Annotated in this window: 17 protein-coding genes; 7 read left to right on the top strand and 10 right to left on the bottom strand. The window is 75.2% G+C overall.

From position 1 onward, the window contains the following. Window positions 1–884 (bottom strand): sigma-70 family RNA polymerase sigma factor (locus ACFWXO_RS15190; protein ID WP_380524371.1); only part of this gene is annotated, 884 nt, incomplete at its 3' end. Between the two features lie 89 nt (window positions 885–973). On the opposite strand from ACFWXO_RS15190, the gene ACFWXO_RS15185 reads away from it, so the two are divergent. After that, a complete protein-coding gene (locus ACFWXO_RS15185; RefSeq protein WP_380524368.1) occupies window positions 974–1,345 on the top strand; it encodes a hypothetical protein in 372 nt (123 codons plus the stop codon). 7 nt (window positions 1,346–1,352) lie between these two features. Here ACFWXO_RS15185 and ACFWXO_RS15180 read toward each other — a convergent pair whose 3' ends face one another. From ACFWXO_RS15180 to ACFWXO_RS15170, 3 genes are all read right to left on the bottom strand, one after another. Further along, on the bottom strand, window positions 1,353–2,615 hold the full coding sequence (locus ACFWXO_RS15180; RefSeq protein WP_380524366.1) for a hypothetical protein: 1,263 nt from the start codon (window positions 2,613–2,615) through the stop codon (window positions 1,353–1,355). Window positions 2,616–2,761: 146 nt separating this feature from the next. After that, window positions 2,762–3,709: a trypsin-like serine peptidase gene (locus ACFWXO_RS15175; RefSeq protein WP_380524365.1), complete on the bottom strand. Its 948-nt coding sequence runs from the start codon at window positions 3,707–3,709 to the stop codon at window positions 2,762–2,764. Between the two features lie 98 nt (window positions 3,710–3,807). Beyond that, window positions 3,808–4,059: a hypothetical protein gene (locus ACFWXO_RS15170; protein WP_380524363.1), complete on the bottom strand. Its 252-nt coding sequence runs from the start codon at window positions 4,057–4,059 to the stop codon at window positions 3,808–3,810. 343 nt (window positions 4,060–4,402) lie between these two features. Here ACFWXO_RS15170 and ACFWXO_RS15165 point away from each other — a divergent pair, with 343 nt between their 5' ends. Continuing rightward, entirely contained in the window at window positions 4,403–5,431 is a 1,029-nt protein-coding gene (locus ACFWXO_RS15165; RefSeq protein WP_375896341.1) for a phosphotransferase family protein, read from the top strand. Window positions 5,432–5,436: 5 nt separating this feature from the next. Then, on the top strand, window positions 5,437–6,648 hold the full coding sequence (locus tag ACFWXO_RS15160) for an acyl-CoA dehydrogenase family protein (protein ID WP_380524360.1): 1,212 nt from the start codon (window positions 5,437–5,439) through the stop codon (window positions 6,646–6,648). 87 nt (window positions 6,649–6,735) lie between these two features. On the opposite strand, the gene ACFWXO_RS15155 is transcribed toward ACFWXO_RS15160, so the two are convergent. Beyond that, window positions 6,736–9,465, bottom strand: a complete 2,730-nt coding sequence (locus ACFWXO_RS15155) for an AAA family ATPase (protein WP_380524358.1) — start codon at window positions 9,463–9,465, stop codon at window positions 6,736–6,738. Window positions 9,466–9,736: 271 nt separating this feature from the next. Here ACFWXO_RS15155 and ACFWXO_RS15150 point away from each other — a divergent pair, with 271 nt between their 5' ends. Then, window positions 9,737–11,053 carry an alpha/beta hydrolase family protein gene (locus tag ACFWXO_RS15150; RefSeq protein ID WP_380524356.1) on the top strand — a complete coding sequence of 439 codons (1,317 nt, stop codon included), beginning with the start codon at window positions 9,737–9,739 and terminating at the stop codon, window positions 11,051–11,053. Window positions 11,054–11,068: 15 nt separating this feature from the next. On the opposite strand, the gene ACFWXO_RS15145 is transcribed toward ACFWXO_RS15150, so the two are convergent. Further along, the gene (locus tag ACFWXO_RS15145) at window positions 11,069–11,482 is read right to left on the bottom strand and encodes a winged helix-turn-helix transcriptional regulator (protein ID WP_380524354.1); all 414 of its coding nucleotides are present in this window, start codon (window positions 11,480–11,482) and stop codon (window positions 11,069–11,071) included. A 79-nt stretch (window positions 11,483–11,561) separates the two neighbouring features. Here ACFWXO_RS15145 and ACFWXO_RS15140 point away from each other — a divergent pair, with 79 nt between their 5' ends. Next, window positions 11,562–12,383, top strand: a complete 822-nt coding sequence (locus ACFWXO_RS15140; protein ID WP_380524352.1) for an NAD(P)H-binding protein — start codon at window positions 11,562–11,564, stop codon at window positions 12,381–12,383. On the opposite strand, the gene ACFWXO_RS15135 is transcribed toward ACFWXO_RS15140, so the two are convergent. Then, window positions 12,367–12,792, bottom strand: coding sequence for a DUF3291 domain-containing protein (locus tag ACFWXO_RS15135; RefSeq protein ID WP_380524350.1), 426 nt, complete (start codon window positions 12,790–12,792; stop codon window positions 12,367–12,369). The two genes, ACFWXO_RS15140 and ACFWXO_RS15135, sit on opposite strands and share 17 nt — an antisense overlap. A 120-nt stretch (window positions 12,793–12,912) precedes the next feature. Here ACFWXO_RS15135 and ACFWXO_RS15130 point away from each other — a divergent pair, with 120 nt between their 5' ends. Next, a complete protein-coding gene (locus tag ACFWXO_RS15130) occupies window positions 12,913–13,557 on the top strand; it encodes a MerR family transcriptional regulator (protein WP_380524348.1) in 645 nt (214 codons plus the stop codon). A gap of 61 nt (window positions 13,558–13,618) precedes the next feature. Here ACFWXO_RS15130 and ACFWXO_RS15125 read toward each other — a convergent pair whose 3' ends face one another. The 3 genes from ACFWXO_RS15125 to ACFWXO_RS15115 are packed head-to-tail and all read right to left on the bottom strand — an operon-like array spanning window position 13,619 to window position 16,169. Next, the gene (locus tag ACFWXO_RS15125; RefSeq protein ID WP_380524346.1) at window positions 13,619–14,602 is read right to left on the bottom strand and encodes an NADPH:quinone oxidoreductase family protein; all 984 of its coding nucleotides are present in this window, start codon (window positions 14,600–14,602) and stop codon (window positions 13,619–13,621) included. After that, window positions 14,599–15,414 carry an SDR family oxidoreductase gene (locus ACFWXO_RS15120; RefSeq protein WP_380524344.1) on the bottom strand — a complete coding sequence of 272 codons (816 nt, stop codon included), beginning with the start codon at window positions 15,412–15,414 and terminating at the stop codon, window positions 14,599–14,601. The genes ACFWXO_RS15125 and ACFWXO_RS15120 overlap by 4 nt, the downstream gene beginning before the upstream one ends. Next, the gene (locus ACFWXO_RS15115) at window positions 15,411–16,169 is read right to left on the bottom strand and encodes an SDR family oxidoreductase (RefSeq protein ID WP_375896364.1); all 759 of its coding nucleotides are present in this window, start codon (window positions 16,167–16,169) and stop codon (window positions 15,411–15,413) included. Before ACFWXO_RS15115 ends, ACFWXO_RS15120 begins: the two co-directional genes overlap by 4 nt. Window positions 16,170–16,318: 149 nt before the next feature. Here ACFWXO_RS15115 and ACFWXO_RS15110 point away from each other — a divergent pair, with 149 nt between their 5' ends. After that, complete coding sequence (locus tag ACFWXO_RS15110) at window positions 16,319–16,945, top strand: TetR/AcrR family transcriptional regulator (RefSeq protein ID WP_380404707.1); 627 nt, start codon at window positions 16,319–16,321, stop codon at window positions 16,943–16,945. Window positions 16,946–17,175 lie beyond the last annotated feature (230 nt).

Below are 17,175 nucleotides of genomic sequence, written 5' to 3'. Positions count from 1 at the left end.
CCTCCCCCTCCCCGCGCCCGCCGGCCCCCCCCCCCGCCCCCCCCCTCGCCCCCCGCGCGCCGCGGCCCCCCCCCCGCCCCCCCCGCGCCGTTGACCGGGCACTCCAGCAGTTCCATGCCCGGGGCCCGGTCGGCGACGGCCAGCATGTACTGGGCGATCAGCGCGCCGCCCGCCACCGGGCGCAGCACGGTGCCGACCAGGCCGCCGCCGTCGGCGGTCATCACGGCGGCCGGGTCCAGGACGGCGACCAGGGCCGCGATGTCCCGGCTCTGCCAGGCCTCCTTGACCCGCCGTACGGTGTCGGCCCGCGCGGTCGGCGTCGCCGGGGCCGGGGCGGCACCGACCCGGCGGCGGGCGGAGGAGGCCAGCTGCTTGCAGGCCGCCGGGGTGCGGTCGAGGACGGCGGCGATCTCGGCGAAGGAGTAGCGGAAGACGTCGTGCAGGACGAAGGCGACCCGCTCGGCCGGGGTCATCGACTCCAGGACGACCAGGAAGGCCATCGCCACCGACTCGTCCAGGACGATCAGGTCGGCGAGATCGGCGCTCCCGGCCCGGTCCGACAGCGAATCCGACAGCCCTGCCGACAGCCCGGTCGGCCGGGGGCCCGGCAGCGGTTCGGGCAGCCAGGCGCCGACGTAGCGCTCGCGCCGGGCCCGGGCCGAGCCCAGGAGGTCCAGGCAGATCCGGCCGGTGACGGTGGTGAGCCAGGCGCCGGGGGCCCGTACCTCCCGCCGCCGGCCGGGCGGCAGGGCGTACCAGCGCGCGTAGGCCTCCTGCACGGCGTCCTCGGCCTCGGTCAGCGAGCCGAGCAGCCGGTAGGCGACGTTGATCAGTCGGTGCCGCTCGCCGAAGGTCGCGTCGGTGTCCGCCCCCGCTGCCGTCATGCGCTCGCCTTACCTTTCACGGGCCTGCGTCGTCGGATCGGTGAGACCCTACCGATCCACTGCCCCCGGGCGGAGAAGAGGACCACGACATGGCCACCCCGACGACGAGCGCGACGCACCGGTTCCCGTTCCTGCGGGCCGCGATCGCCCTGCAGACCCTGACCGTCCTGCTCCAGGCCGTTTCCGCCGGACTGCTGCTGACCACCTCCTACGGGGAGACGCTGCACGGCGTCGGCGCCCGGGTGATGTACGGGGCGTCGATGCTCTACCTGCTGGCGGCGGTGCTGGCCTGGAAGCCGGGCGGCGGGCCGGTGCGACCGGTGGGGGAGGCGGCCGGCTTCCTGGCGCTCGCCTCGGTGCAGGTCGTGCTCGGCATCGCGCACGTCCCGGCGGTCCATCTCCCGCTGGGGGTGCTGATGTTCGGGCTGAGCCTGCTGGCGCTGGCCCGTCGTACGGGCTGAGCGCCGGTCACTTCACCAGGCGGGACCAGTCGCCCGGTTGGCCGGGGTCGAGTTGGCGGAGCCTGTCGAGGACCTTCGGGTCCTGGGCGTCCAGCCAGTCGGCGACCTGGCGGAAGGAGACGCAGCGGACGCCGTCCTGGTGGCAGACGTTCTTCACCACGTCCTCGACGGCGTCCATGTAGATGCCGCCGTTCCAGTCCTCGAAGTGGTTGCCGATGAACAGCGGGGCGCGGCTGCCGTTGTAGACCCGGTTGAAGCCGGCCAGGTAGCTGTCCCGGGCCTCCTTCTCCCAGTCGGCGTACTTCTTCGGGTCGCCCTTGGTGGTGTCCCCGGACTGGCCGGCCAGGAAGTTGTAGTCCATCGAGAGGCCCTGGGAGGACTTGGCCGGGAAGGGCAGCATCTGGAGCGGGAAGTTCCAGATGCCGCCCTTCTTGACCGGCCAGACCTGGAACTCGCCCGGAGAGCTGGCGTCGTAACGGAAGCCGGCGGCCTTCTCGGCCGGGAGGAGGTTCTTCTGCCCCTGGAGGCAGGGGGCGCGGCCGCCGACCAGCTCCTTGGTGTAGTCGAAGGGCAGCGGCGGCATGTTCTTGAGGCCGGTGTTGGTCTTCCAGTTGGTGACGAAGGAGACCGCCTGGTCGAGCTCGCTCTTCCACTCCTCGGTGCTCCAGTCGTCGCCGCCCTTGGAGCCGCAGAAGTGCCCGTTGAAGTGGGTGCCGATCTCGTTGCCGTCCAGCCAGGCGAGGCGCAGCTGCTCCAGGGTGTCCTTGATGTGGGCGTCGGTCGCGTAGTCGATCGAGGCGGCGCCCGGGTCGTGCTGGGGCGGGTGGTAGAGCGACTTCTTGGACTTGGGCAGGGTGTAGAGGCCGCTCAGGAAGTACGTCATCTGGGCGTTGTTGTCCGCGCCCAGCTTGCGGAAGCGGGAGAACAGGCGGTCGTCGCCCTCCAGGGCGCCGTCCCAGGAGAAGACGACGAACTGCGGCGGCTTCTCACCCGGTTTCAGCTTCTCCGGCTTCGGCTGCTTGGGCTGCGGGCCGGTGTAGGAGGTGGAGCCGTCCCCGAGCACGTGCACCTGGCCGTCCCAGGTGGGCGCCGGCGTCGGGGTGGGCGTGGGCGCCGGGGTGTCGGCGGCGCTCGCCTCCGGGGCCGTCGGGTCGGGATCGGGGGCGGCGGCGTTGGGTCTGCTCTCGGAGAAGGAGTCCCCCGTGGTGAGCGTGAGGGACGCGACGACCCCCACGGCCAACAGGACGACCGCACCGCGAGCAGTCCGCACGGATTCCCTTTCCTTCGGCGACAGTTTCGATCACACAGGGTTCTCCCTAGATCGATGACCTGAGCCGTCGGAAACGTTGCACGGGTGGTCGTACGGATTTTCGGACGGGTGGTCGGACTGAGGCTCCGTCGGGCGCTGGGCTCGGCTCAGGACGCCGGGCCGCCGGCCGGAGGGGCGCCGCTGATGGTGGCCTCGTACAGAGCTCGGACGGCCGGGCCGAAGGGGGCGCTGTAGGAGATCTGGGGGGTGTTGCCGCCGGTGTGGTAGCCGCCGATGAGGCCGATCACGGCCCAGCCGCCGAACCAGGGGATCAGCATGGGGCCGCCGGAGGTGCCGCCGGTGAAGCCGTCGCAGGCGATGCGCTCGAAGGTGCCCGGGTCGGCGGGGTCGTCGCTGGCCCAACGGGTGGTCCGGCTGAAGCACTCCACGGGTTTCGGGGCGCCGCCCGGGTAGCCGATCATCCGGACCGGGGCGTGGGCGTACCCGGTGCCGGTGAGCAGCTGCACCGAGCCCGCGACGTCCTCCAGTGCGTCACCCGCCTGGTTGGGCTCGGTGACGGCGAAGCCGAAGTCGTAGGCGGCGCCCGCGTGTTCGCCCCGGTCGTAGTACTCCTGTGCGACGTGGACGCCGTTCGCCCGGACCGGGAAGACGCCCAGGGGCGTGAGCCCGTCGTGGTACTGCGGGACGAACGCCAGGTGCCGCGTGGGGGAGCCGCCCGCGTAGCCCTTGAGGCAGTGGCCCGCGCTCAGGGCCAGGTCGCGGCCGGGGCTGTGGACGACGGCTCCGCTGCAGGTGCGGCCGGTGCCGGTGGCGTCGGTCCAGAAGAAGGCGCCGACCTGGGGGATGCCGTCGAAGCTGCGGCTCGGGGGGATGTACTCGCCGGGGCGGGGGCCGTCGGCGGTGGGCCGGGCGGCCTTGGCGTCGAGGGGGAGCGCGGCGGCCATCCGGGCGGGGGTCCAGTAGGCGCTGAGCTGTGCGGCGGCGCTGGCGGTGCTGGTGGTGGGTGGGGTCGCGGCGGTGGCGGTGGCGGTCGGGGCGAGGGCGGCGGTGGAGAGGAGGGCGACGGCGATGGCTGTGGTGAACCTGGACGCCATGGGTGGTCCCTTCCGGTTGGATGAGGGGGGCTTCGATGCGGGCACCCGCAGTTGTGGGTGCCCACGATCGGGGCCGACTCACCCTCACTGTCGGCCGATCAGCCGATGGTGCGTCGGAAGGCCTTGGCGTCCTCGGGGCCGGAGGAGTCGATCAGGCGGACCTCGAAGGTGGTGGGAGTGTTGGTCCGGACCCAGGCCTGCGCCTGCGCGTACGAGTAGAAGCGGAGCGGCTCGTCGGCCGGGGGGAGGGCCTTGACGCACTCGGTGGTCGCGCGGTCCCGGATGACCCAGGCCTGGTAGTGGGTACCGCGCGGGGAGTCGGCGGGGAGGATGGCGTAGCGGTCGCTCATCGGCCGGTCGCCGCCTGGGTGAAGCCGGCGGCCTGGAAGCCGCGCACGGGGGTGCAGGGGGTGTTGGGGGGCATGGCTGTCTCCGTTGTAGCGCATAGCGATCGATACATCACTTGCTGTAGCCATGGTGCCGTGTCGCCGTCCATCATCGGAAGTCGATCCGGACCTTGGAGCGGATGCTCAGCCCCCTGGTGATGCATTGGCGGGATCCGACCCCCTCCTTCCCTCCCGCGAGCCCCCGGATCGGTCGGTCCGGGGGCTCACGGCATTGACAGGGGGCATCCTCCGGTTGAATGCTAAGCAAGCGCTTAGTCAATGATCCGCCGTCCCGAGGAGCCGCCCGATGGTCGAGAGCCCCGCTGACCTGCCCGGTCTGGATCTGGTGCGGCTGCGCACCCGTCTGGACACCGAGCTGCCCGGCCTCGTCCGGGGGCCGTTGCGGGCCGAGCTGGTCGAGGGGGGCCGCTCGAACCTCACGTACGTGCTCACGGACGGCACCGGCCGCTGGGTCCTCCGGCGCCCCCCGCTCGGGCACGTCCTCGCCACCGCGCACGACATGGGCCGTGAGCACCGGGTGATGTCGGCCCTGCGGGACACAGACGTCCCCGTCCCCCGCATGCTGCTGATCGACCACGGCACCGACGTGCTCGGCGCCCCCTGGTACCTCATGGAGCACGTCGACGGTGTCGCGCACCGCTCCCGCAAGGCCCTCGCCGCCCTCGGCGAGGACCGTGTCTCCGCCCTCGGCCGCCGCCTGGTCGAGACCCTCGCCGCCCTGCACCGGATCGATCCCGCCGACGTCGGCCTCGACGACTTCGGCCGGCCCGAGGGCTACCTGGAGCGCCAACTGCGCCGCTGGTCGACCCAGTTGGAGAAGTCCCGCTCCCGCGACCTCCCCGACCTCGACCGGCTGCACGCCCTGCTCGCCGAACGGCGCCCCGTCTCGCCCGCGCCCGCACTGGTGCACGGCGACTACCGGCTCGACAACGTCCTGGTCGACGACACCGACGCCATCACCGCCGTCCTCGACTGGGAGATGTCGACTCTCGGCGACCCGCTCACCGACATCGGCCTCCTCGTGATGTACACCGAGATCGCCGGCATCGGCGGCGGCATCATCCCCGACGCCATGACCGCCCCCGGCTTCCCCAAGGCCGAGGAAATCGTCTCGTACTACGCCGAGTTGACCGGCCGTCAGGCCACCGATCTGGACTGGTACGTGGCCTTCGCCTCCTTCAAGCTGGCCGTCATCGCCGAGGGCATCCACTACCGCTTCCAGCAGGGCCGCACCCTGGGCGCAGGTTTCGAGCGCGCGGGCGAGATGGCCCCGATCCTCGCCCGGCACGGACTGACCACCCTCAAGGAGAGCTGACAGCCATGGACTTCGCCTACGACGCCCGGACGAACGTACTCCGTGAGCAACTCCTCGCTTTCCTGGCCGAGCACGTGTACCCGGCCGAGAGCACCCTCGCCCAGCAGCTCGCCGACCCGGACCGCACTCCCTGGAGCGTCCCGCCCGTCGTCGCCGACCTCCAGACGGAGGCCCGCAAGCAGGGCCTGTGGAACCTGTTCATCCCCGGCGAGCACGGCGCCGGTCTCACCAATCTCCAGTACGCCCCGCTCGCCGAGATCACCGGCCGCAGCATCCAGCTGGCCCCGCCGGCCCTCAACTGCGCGGCCCCCGACACCGGCAACATGGAACTCCTCGCCCAGTTCGGCAGCGCCGAGCAGCAGGAGCGCTGGCTGCGGCCGCTGCTGGACGGCGCGATCCGCTCCGCGTTCGCGATGACCGAGCCCGAGGTGGCCTCCTCGGACGCCACCAACATCGCCACCCGGATCGAGCGCGACGGCGACCAGTACGTGGTCAACGGCCGCAAGTGGTACATCACCGGCGCGATGAACCCGGACTGCAAGCTGTTCATCGTGATGGGCAAGACCAACCCGGACGCCGCCCCGCACCGCCAGCAGAGCATGGTGCTGGTGCCGCGCGACACCCCGGGCCTCACCGTCAAGCGCGGCATGACGGTCTTCGGCTACGACGACGCCGACCACGGCGGCCACGCCGAGGTGCTGTTCGAGGACGTCCGGGTGCCCGTCGAGAACCTGATCGACGAGGAGGGCAGCGGCTTCGCCATCGCCCAGGCCCGGCTCGGCCCGGGCCGGATCCACCACTGCATGCGGGCCATCGGCATCGCCGAGCGCGCGCTGGAGCTGATGTGCCGCCGGGCGAGCGAGCGGGTGGCCTTCGGCCGGCCGCTCGCCGAGCAGGGCGTGGTGCAGGACTGGATCGCCGAATCCCGGGTCCGGATCGAGCAGTTGCGGCTGCTGGTGCTCAAGACGGCCTGGCTGATGGACACCGTCGGCAACCGCGGTGCGCACACCGAGATCCAGGCCATCAAGATCGCCACCCCGCGCACGGTCGAGTGGATCCTCGACAAGGCCGTCCAGACCCACGGTGCCGCCGGTGTCAGCCAGGACACCCCGCTCGCCCAACTCTGGGCCGGCAACCGCACCCTGCGCCTCGCGGACGGGCCGGACGAGGTGCACAAGCGCTCCCTGGCCCGGCGGGAACTCAAGCAGTACCGCTGAGCACCTCGCCTGCCGGGGGACGGCCCCGGCAGGCGGCAGGCGGCAGACGGCAGGCGCGACGGGCGCGGTCGGCCCGTGGCCAGGCGGTCAGATGGTCAGCTGGCCGGGCCGGTCCGCCGCGCGCAGTTCGGCCCTGGCGCGGTCCGCCCACGGGGTGGCGCCGAGGGCCTCGAAGCTCGCGAGGGCGGCGCGCAGCGGTGCCCGGGCGCCGCCGGACGCCCCCGTCCGGCGCAGCCGTTCGCCCTGGGCCAGTTGGACCCGGGCGTGGTCGAAGCGCCAGCGCTCGGCGCCGGGGGTGTCCAGCGCGAGGGCGAACAGCCGCAGTGCCTCCTCGTCCTCCTCGGTGCACAGCGCGGCGGAGGCCTCGACCAGCAGGGCGTGCCGGGAGGAGACGGCGGCGATGCCGTTCTCGCGCATCGCGCGGACGTGGGCGGCGGCCTCCTCGCGGCGGTCGCCGCGGACGGCGGCCTCGACCAGGTGGGCGGCCACCCAGAGGGCGTGCGGGGCGTGCGAGGCGAGGGTGCCGGCCGGGCTGACCGCGATGGCGTGCCGGTGGGCGAGCGCGTGGTCCCCGTCGCCGAGGGCCGCCACGGCGGCGGCGTGGTGGGCGTAGTGGGCGGCGCAGGGCGCGCGGTGGCGGGTGGCCCAGTCGATCACGGTGCCGGCCGTGGCGAGGCTCTCCGCGGTGTGGCCGCGGGCGCCCAGGACGATCGCCTCGATGTACTGGAAGTACCAGGCGAAGGCGTCGTAGCCGTGCTCCCGGCAGGCGCCGAGGCCCTCCCGGGCGAGGTCGAGCGCCTCGTCCCAGGCGCCGGTGAGGTAGTCGTCCAGGCAGAGGTGGATGAGGGCGGAGATGTAGCGCCGGGCCGGGCCGCCCTCGCGCCCGGCGCGGACCACCTGCCAGGCGGGGGTGCGGACCTCGCCGAGCCGGTCGAGGTAGAGCGCCCCGGTGCCGACCCGGGTGGTGAGGACCGGGTCGGCCTCGCCGGCCGGGGCGGCGGCCAGGGCGAGGGTGAGCGCGTCGAGCGGGCCGTGGGCGGCGGCGCCGGTGCGGGCGGGGTCGGAGAAGGTGCGGCCGAGGACGGCCAGGAAGGCCGGCGGGCCGGGGGTGAGGCGCTCCACGGCCCGGTAGTAGGACTGCCACAGGGCCTCGTCGGCGCCGAAGAAGCAGAGCACCGCCAGGACGTGCAGGGCGTCGACCAGCGCCTTGTCCTCGGCCCGGTGGCCGTGGGCGGCGGCCGCGGACTCGATGGCGGAGGTGAGCAGGCGGTGCGCCGCGGGAACGTCGCCGTCGCCGTTGAGGAGCAGCAGGGCGGCGGCCGTGGCGGAGTGCAGCGAGCCGTCGCCGACCGGGGCGGCCTGCCGGGCGTGGTCGAGGAGTCGGCGGGCGCTGGTGAGGGCGCCGGTGGACTCGGCCCCGAGGTAGGCGGCCTCGGCGAGGCGGCGGCCGCGCTGCGGACCGTCGGGGGTGAGCTCGGCCGAGCGGACCAGGGTGCGCATGGCGCCGGAGGCGTCGCCGCGGCGCAGGCTGAGCCCGGCGGCGTGGGCGAGGAGCGCGGCGACCTCCTCGTCCGGTTCGAGGGTGGCCTCGCCCAGGTGCCAGGCCCGGCGCTCGGGCCGGCCGGCCAGGGCGGCGGCCAGGGCCGCGTGGGCGGCGCGCCGGGCGCTGCTCGGGGCCTGCCCGACCACGGCGGAGCGGATCAGCGGGTGGCGGAAGGCCAGCCGGCGGCCGCCCTCCTCGACGTGCACCAGCCGCTCCTGCTCCAGCGGCGCGAGGTCGTCCCGGCGGTGCTCCGGGTCCTGGCCGTGTTCCGGGTCCTGGCCGTCGCCCGGGCCGTCGCCCGGGCCGTGTTCCGGTCCGTGTTCCGGGCTCTGGCCCGGGCCGGAGCCCGTGCCGAGCTCCTCCGCGGCCCGGCGCGCGGCGGCCCGCAGCACGCCGAGGTCGCCGGTGCCCTCCAGCGCGGCGAGCAGCAGCAGCCGGCGGGAGGGGGCGGGCAGGCCGGCCACCCGGGCGCCGAACAGCCGCTCCAGCCGGTTGCCGAGGGACGAGACGGCGATCGGCGTCACGGGGACGGGCGGTACGGCCGGGCAGTCCACCGGGTCCGGCGGCAGGGCGGTCGGCAGTTCCAGCAGGGCCAGCGGGTTGCCGCCCGCCTCGGCCAGCACCCTGCGGTGCGCGCTGCGGGAGAGGTCGGGGAAGCGGCTGCCGAGCAGGCGGCCGGCGGCCTCCTCGGCCAGCGGCGGCAGGTCGTGGGCGGGCAGGGCGTCGGCGTCCCGGGGGCCGAGCTCGCCGGGGCGGGCCGCGGCCAGGAAGGCGATGTCCAGGCCGGGGGCCCGGCGGGCGACCGAGCCGAACACCGCGGTGCTGGCCGGGTCGACCCAGTGCAGGTCGTCGACGAGCAGGAGCAGCGGCCGCCCGTCGGCCACGGCCTGGAGGAGCCGCAGCACCGCGTTGGACACCAGCAGGTGCTCCGGGGCCGGACCGGTGTCGAAGCCGAGCGCCACCCGCAGGGCCGCGCGCAGCGGGGCGTCGAGCCGCTCCAGGGCGGCGAGGTGCGGGAAGAACAGCTGGTTGAGGACCGAGTAGCCGCAGTGGGCCTCGAACTCGACGCCGGAGGCCCGGAGCACCCGGGCGCCGTCGGCGGGCGCGGCGGCGGCCAGCGCGTCCAGCACGGCGCTCTTGCCGACCCCGGCCTCCCCGGAGAGCAGCAGCGCGCCGCCGCCGCTGCCCAGGCGCAGCCGCTCGCGGAGCAGCCGCAGGTCGCGGTCGCGCCCGATCAGCGGGCACCCGGCTTCGGGCGTGCCGGAATCCGCCACAGCTGCTTCCCTCCCGAGGACCACTCACCCACCCGTGCGCCGGGGCCGGTCCGGCGGCGGGGAACCCGCTCCGCCCGGCCGCGAACGCCCTGGTCAGGTCCAGTATGACGGACCCGGACCGGCCGGGCGGACGGTGGACCGGCAGGGCCCTGGGCCCGCCTGGCCCGGGGCGTACCCGCCTGGCCCGTAAGGGTGTCATACCGGAGTAGTCGGGGGGACTTGGCTCCCCGGTACGACGGCCCCGGCGCGCCCCGCCCGTAGCGTCTGCTCCGTGACCGAACCGGACGAGGAGGCTGGCATGGGCAGGCGGGGACGGGCCGTGGCGGCGGTGCTGTTGGCGGCGTCGGCGACGCTCGGGGTGACGGGTGCGCCGGGCGCGGTGGGCGCGGTGGCGGCGCCGGCGGTGGACGGCGGGGCCGCGCGGCAGGCCACGGCCTGGCTGCCGCGGCCGACCGGGCCGTACCCGATCGGGACGACCTCGCTGCGGCTGACCGACGCCGGACGGGAGGACCCCTGGAAGCCGGGCCGGGCGCGTGAGGTGATGGTCAGCCTCTGGTACCCGACCGCCCGCCCGGCCACCGGTGGGGAGCGGGCCCGCTACATGGAGCCCGCGGCCGGGGCGCACTTCGGCGGCGACAGCGGCGTCGGTGACCTCAACTACCACGTGCGGCCCGGCAGTACGGACTGGTCGGGGATCCTCACCCACGCCCGCCGGGACGCCCCGGCCCGGCCCGGCGGCCCCCGCCCGGTGGTGCTGTACTCGCCCGGGCTGGGCGACCCGCGCACCTGGGGGACGGCCCTGGTGGAGGACCTCGCCTCGCGCGGCTACGTCGTCGTCACCGTCGACCACACCTACGAGGCCTCCGAAGTCGCCTTCCCCGACGGGGAGCTGGCCACCTCGGTGTTCCCCGCCATGCTCCGACAGCCCGGCCTGGACGTCGGCGCCGTGCTGCGCAAGTCCCTGGCCGCCCGGGTGGCGGACACCCGCTTCGTGCTCGACGAACTCTCCGGGCTGCGCCGCGCCCCGGGCCTGCCGGCCGGCGTCGGCGCCTCGCTGGACCTGGACCGGATCGGCATGGTCGGCCACTCGGCGGGCGGCTTCACCGCCCTCCAGGCCATGCACGACGACCCGCGGATCGCCGCCGCGGTCGACCTGGACGGCCAGCTGCACTTCCCCGGCCCCGACGGCCGCACCGGTGTCTTCCTGCCCGACTTCGTCGAGGACGGCCTGGACCGCCCGTTCCTGCTGATGGGCACCCGGGAGTCCGACTCCGGGAGCTACCACCGGCAGCCCGGCTGGGACGCCCTGTGGCAGCACAGCACCGGCTGGCACGCCGACCTCACCCTGGAGGGCTCCCGGCACGGCTCCTACACCGACGCCCAGTCCCTGCTCCCGCTGCTCGCCCGCCAGGGCGCCGTCACCCCGGAGGTGCTGGCCGCGGACGTCGGCGACGTCCGCCCCGACCGTGCCGAGCTCGCCACCCGCTCCTGCGTGGCGTCCTTCTTCGACCGCTGGCTGCGCGGCCACGACGACCACCTGCTGGACGGCCCCTCGGACCGCTTCCCGGAGCTGACGTACGAGCGGTAGCCGACGGCGGACCCCTCAGCGGATCTCCGAGCCGGGATTGGCCTCGTCCCAGCGCTGCCGCGAGGCGAGCATGGCGTCGTGGTGGGCGTAGGACCAGTCCGCCATCGCCCGCACCAGGTGGGTCAGGCTGTGGCCGAGCTCCGTCAGCTCGTACTCCACCTGGGGCGGGACGGTCGGGTGGACGGTCCGGGTGACCAGCCCGTCGCGTTCCAGCCGGCGCACCGTCAGGGTCAGCATCCGCTGCGAGATCCCCGGCAGGGCGCGCTGCAGCTCGCGGAACCGCCGTACGCCCCCGGCGAGTTCGACCACGGCGAGGACGGACCACTTGTCGCCGAGCCGGGTCAGCAGGTCGCGGATCCCGCAGTCGACGTCGTCCTCGCACCAGACGACCGGGCGGGGGGTGGTTACCGCGCTGTGCCCTACGGACATGGAAGTGCCTCCTTACGCCGGACGCCCAGGCTACCGAGGATGGTCCCGTCCCCGAGGATCGGCCATCAGGAGGAGAACCATGCTGCTCGTCACCGGTGTCAACGGAGGTCTCGGCACCCTCGTGCTGGAGCGGCTCGGCGCCCGCGAGGGCGTCGTCGCCGGGAGCCGGACGCCCGGCGCGGTGGAGGCCGGGGTGCCCGTCCGGCTGGTGGACTTCGACCGGCCGGAGACCCTCGCCGAGGCCTTCGCGGGGGTCCGGACCCTGCTGCTGATCTCGGCGGGCGCCGCGGAGGACGACGTGGTGATCGCCCGGCACGGCGCGGCGATCGGGGCGGCGGAGCGGGCGGGCGTCGAGCACGTCGTCTACACCAGCCTCTCCGGCGACGGCGACCACCTGCCGTACGCGCTGGCGCACCGCTGGACGGAGCGCCGGCTGCGCGAGTCCGGCACGCTGCGCTGGACGGTGCTGCGCAACGGCCTCTACGCGGAGCTGCTGGCCGCGATCGCCGCGCCCGGCCCCGACGGGGTGATCACCGCGCCGCTGGGGGCGGGGCGGCTGGCGGCCGTGGCGCGGGCGGACCTGGCCGAGGCGGCGGCGAAGGTGGCGCTGGCGCCCGCCGGGCACGCGGGGCGGACGTACGAGCTGGTCGGGGAGCGGGCGGTGGGCGGTGCGGAGGTGGCCGGGGTGCTGGGCGCCGAGTACCGTCCGGGCGGGCTCGCGCAGGCCCGGACGGCGCTGGCGGCCTCGGACGCGCTGCACGACTTCCAGGTCCCGATGACGGTGGGCACCTACTCGGCGATCGCGCACGGCTTCCTGGCCGGGCCGGGCGGGCCGGGCGACCTGGCGGCGCTGCTGGGCCGCCCGCCACGCCCGGCGCTGGAGGTCATCGCGGGACGCTAGTTCCCGGGCCCCGGTCGGCGGCGCGCTGGGCGTCGATCCGGGCGTGGGCGTCCGGCCAGGCGATCGGCAGCCGCTCGACCGGGGTGTCCCAGAAGGTGAAGGTGGACTCCCGCATGGTGGAGCGAAGTCCGGTCATGGTGCTGCGGTGGGGTTCGGCGGCGGCGAAGGCGTTCAGGGCTTCGCGGCTCTCCCAGGCGGAGAGCGTCCAGAAGGTCCGCCGGAGCGGCCGGGCGATCAGCGAGGCGCCCAACGCGCCCGGGGTGTTGCGGAGTTGGCGCCAGACGGCGAGCGAGCGGAGGAAGAACCGCGGGACGTCGGCGAGCGAGTGGACCTCGAAGCGGGAGGCCATGACGACCGCCCCGGTGCCGGGGGCGGGCGGATTCGGGGTGATCCAGGGCAGCGTGGGCATGGCTGACTCTTCTCCTCGGCGAGGGCGCCACATTGGGTAGTGGCACTATCTATGTTAGACAGTGCTGGTATCCAAATGCCAGGGGAAAGCCCGACCAGAGGAAAGCCCGAGGTGTCCGCCGTGCGCATCTCCGAACTGAGCCGCCGCAGCGCGGTCCCGACCGCGACCATCAAGTACTACCTGCGCGAGGGCCTGCTGCCGCCCGGCCGGGCCACCGCCGCCACCCAGGCCGAGTACGACGAGAGCCACCTGCGGCGGCTGCGCCTGGTGCGCGCGCTGATCGGGGTGCGGGGGCTGAGCGTCAGCGCCACCCGGGAGGTGCTCGGCGCGGTGGCCGAGCACGCGGGGGAGCGGCACCAGGTGCTCGGCCTGGTGCTCGGGGCCCGGCCGGTGGACGAGGACGCCCCAGCGCCCGGACCGGCGCCCGAACCGGCGCCTGAACCGGCGCCCGGCGCCGCCGAGGTGGACGCGCTGATCGGCGCCCTCGGCTGGGAGGTCTCCGAGTACGCCCCTGCCCGGGCCGCGCTCGGCGAGACCCTGGAGACCCTGCGCTCGCTCGGCGCCGCACTCGACCCCGCCACCCTGCGCGGCTACGCCGAACTGGCCGAGCGGACCGCCGTCCTCGACCTCGACCAGCTCGACCCGGACGCCGACCCGCTCGAACAGGCCGAGCGGGCCCTGCTGCGGACCGTCCTCCTGGAGCCGGCGCTGCTCGCGCTGCGGCGGCTGGCCCAGGAGAACGAGTCCACCCGGCGCGGCGGTTGAGCCGTTCGCCGGTGCAGCCGTCCGTCGGTGCAGCCGTCCGTCGGTGCAGCCGTCCGTCGGGCTACTCGCCCAGGACGGCGATCCGCCCGGTGCTGCGCCCGTCGGCGACCAGCTGGACGGCCGCCGCGGCCTCCGCCAGCGGGACCCGGGCGCTGACCAGCGGCCGGACCACGCCCTGTTCGGCGAGCTCGGTCAGCGCGTCGTGGGCGGCGCGCACGGCCCGCGGGTCGTGGGTGTTGTACAGGCCCCAGTGCAGGCCGAGGATCGTGTAGTTCTTCACCAGGGCGTGGTTCAGCGCCGGGGCCGGGATCTGCCCGGCGGCGAAGCCCACCACCACGATCCGGCCCTCGAAGGCCACGCACCGGGTGGAGCCGGTGTAGGCCTCGCCGCCGACCGGGTCGAAGACCACGTCCGCGCCGCGCCCGCCGGTGAACTCCTTGACGGCGGCGACGAAGTCCCCGGCCGGGCCGTCGGCCGTCCGGTCCACCACCAGGTCGGCGCCGAGCGCCCGGGCCGCCTCGGCCTTGGCCGGGCCGCCGACCACGGCGACCACCCGGGCCCCGGCGGCCCGGCCGAGCTGGACGGCCGCACTGCCGACCCCGCCGGCCGCCGCGTGCACCAGCAGGGTCTCCCCGGCCCGCAGCCGGGCCCGGCGGTGCAGGGCGAACCAGGCGGTCTGGTGGCCGATGTGCAGCGCCGCCGCCTCGGCGTCGTCCAGCGACTCGGGCGCCGGGAACGCGGCCGCGGCGTCCAGCAGCGCGTACTCGGCGAAGGCGCCGTGCGGCAGCACCGGGATGCCGATCAGCCGCTCGCCGCGCCGGGCGCCGTCCGCGACCTCGCCGCACAGCTCCACACCCGGGGTGAACGGCAGCGGCGGGCGGACCTGGTAGTGCCCGCGCACCATCAGCGCGTCCGGGAAGTTCACCGCCGCCGCCCGGACCTTGACCAGCAGCTGCCCCGGGCCCGGCACCGGCCGGGCGGCGTCCTCGGTGAGCCGCAGCACCGCGGCCGGCTCGCCGAGTTCGGTGACCTGCCAGGCCCTCACAGCGCCCCGCCCTTCTCCAGCCCCTGCTGGAGCCGGTTCACCCCGGCGATCCAGCGGTCCGGCTCGGTGGCCCGGACGCGGTAGTACTCGGCGACCTCGGGGTGCGGCAGGATCAGGAACCGTTCCTCCCGCAGCGCCGTCAGGGCCGCCTCGGCGACCTCCGCCGGGTCCAGGGCGGTCGGCACCAGCAGCGCCTCGCCGACCGCGCCCGTGGAGGCCAGCATGTCGGTGCGCACCCCCTGGGGGCAGAGCGCGTGCACCCGGACGCCGCGGTGGCGGTAGGTGGCGGAGAGCCACTCGGCGAAGGCGAGCGCGCCGTGCTTGCTGACCGCGTACGGGGCCGAGCCGAGCATGGTGAGCAGCCCGGCGGCCGAGACGGTGGCCAGGAAGCGGCCCCGGCCGCGCTCCAGCCAGCGGGGGAGCAGCAGGTCGGCCGCTCGTACGTGGGCCAGGACGTTGACCTCCAAGGCGCTCGTCCAGGCCTCGGCGGGGGCGTCGGCGCCGCCGATCGGGGCGACGCCCGCGTTGGCGCACCACACGTCGATCTCGCCGAGCTCCGCGCGGGCCCGCCCGACGAGGGCGGCGAGGCCCTCGGCGGAGGCGGCGTCCCCGGGGAGGGCGGTGCCGCCGCACTCCTTCGCGACCGTGCGGGCGGCGTCGGCGTCCAGGTCGTTGACCACCACCCGGGCGCCGGCCGCGGCGAAGGCCCGGGCGAGCGCGGCGCCGATGCCCCGGCCGGCGCCGGTCACCACGACGCCCTGGCCGGTCAGGTCGCCGCTCGGCCCGGCCGGTCCGGCGGGGGCGCCGCTCACAGCCCACCGCCGAGGGTGACTCCGCCGTCCACCACCAGGGTCTGGCCGGTGATCCAGCCGGACTCCGGGGAGAGCAGGAAGGCGACCGCGCCCGCGACGTCCTCGGGGACGCCGAGCCGGCCCAGCGGGTAGGCCTTGACGACCTTCTCCTCCCGGCCCTCGTACAGCGCCTCGGCGAACTTGGTCTTCACCACGGCGGGGGCCACGGCGTTGACCCGGATGCCCTGCGGGCCCAGCTCGGCGCCGAGTTCGGTGGTGAGCCGGATCAGCGCGGCCTTGCTGATGCCGTACATGCCGATCCCGAGCGAGGCGCGGATGCCGGCGACCGAGGCGACGTTGACCACCGAGCCGCCGTGCTCGCCCATCCAGGCGGCGTGGGCCCGGCGGGTCCAGGCCAGCGGGCCGAGCACGTTGACGGCGAAGATCTTGGCGGCCGCGTCGGGGTCGGTCTCCAGGACCGGCCCGTAGATCGGGTTGATGCCGGTGTTGTTGACCAGGTGGTCGAGCCGTCCGAAGGCCTCCAGGGTGCGGGCGACCGCCTCCTCCTGGTGGGCCGGGTCGTCGGCCTTGCCGGCGACCGCGATCGCGTTGTCCGGGCCGCCCAGGTCGCGGACGGCCTCGGCGAGCGGCTCGGGGTTGCGGGCGGTCAGGCAGACCTTGGCGCCGCGGTCGACCAGTTCGCGGGCGATGCCGAGGCCGATGCCCCGGCTCGATCCGGTCACGACGGCCACCCGGCCCTTGAAGGAGTGCACCACGGAGGGTCCTGCCTTTCCGGTCTGCTCTGGAGTGCTGACTAAGCGCTTGCTCAGCATGCTGTCGGTGCGAGAGCCTGTCAACAGTCCGCCGGGCCGCACCGGAGCGGCCAGCGGGAATGCCTGTACGACTTCTCTGGGAGGATGGCGCCATGACCAGCACGCCCATCGCCGACCTCTGGCCGACCATGCCGGGCGCCGACACCCGCCCCGAGGCGGCGTACCGGCTGCTCCAGGCGGCCGTCGAGTCGTTCGCGGAGCGCGGCTTCCACGCCACCACCACCCGGGACATCGCCACCGCGGCGGGCATGAGCCCCGCCGCGCTGTACATCCACTACCAGTCCAAGGCCGCCCTGCTCGCCGAGATCAGCCGGGCCGGCCACGCCGCCACCCTCACCCTGGTCCGGGAGGCGGCGGCCGGGGAGGGCGGCCCGGCCGAGCGGATGCGGCGCGTGGTCGAGCAGTTCACCGCCTGGCACGCCCGGGCCCGGACGGTCGGCCGGGTGGTCAACTACGAGCTGCACGCCCTGCCCGAGGACGCCTACGCCCAGGTCGCTGCGCTGCGCCTGGACATCGAGCGCGAGGTCAGCGCGCTGATCGAAGCGGGTGTGGCGGCCGGGGAGTTCGAGGTCTCGGAGGTGCGTACGGCGGCCCGCGCGGTCACCTCGCTGGGCATCGACGTCTCCCGCTGGTACACCGAGCGCTCCTCCGGCACGCCGGAGGAACTCGGCCGCCGCTACGGCGAGTTGGTGCTGCGGATGCTCGGCGCCCGGGTCTGACCGGGGCACGGGCCCGACGGGGGCACGGGCTTGACCGGGCTCCGGACGGCGAGCAGAATCGTATACGGAGTACGTGTGCCTCGTAGGCGTACAACGCCAACGCCAAGGCGCGCCGCCCCCCCCGCGGGGGGGGGGGGCGGCGGGGGGCGGGCCGGGGGGGCGGGGGGGTGGGCGGGGGGGGGGGGGGCGCGGGGGGGGCGCGCGCAGCCCCCCACCCCCCCCCCCCCCCC

The organism is Kitasatospora sp. NPDC059088 (assembly GCF_042738155.1).
Classification (GTDB): Bacteria; Actinomycetota; Actinomycetes; order Streptomycetales; family Streptomycetaceae; genus Kitasatospora.
Note: the sequence above shows the minus strand (reverse complement) of the source record. Positions and strands in the feature narration are given on the sequence as shown.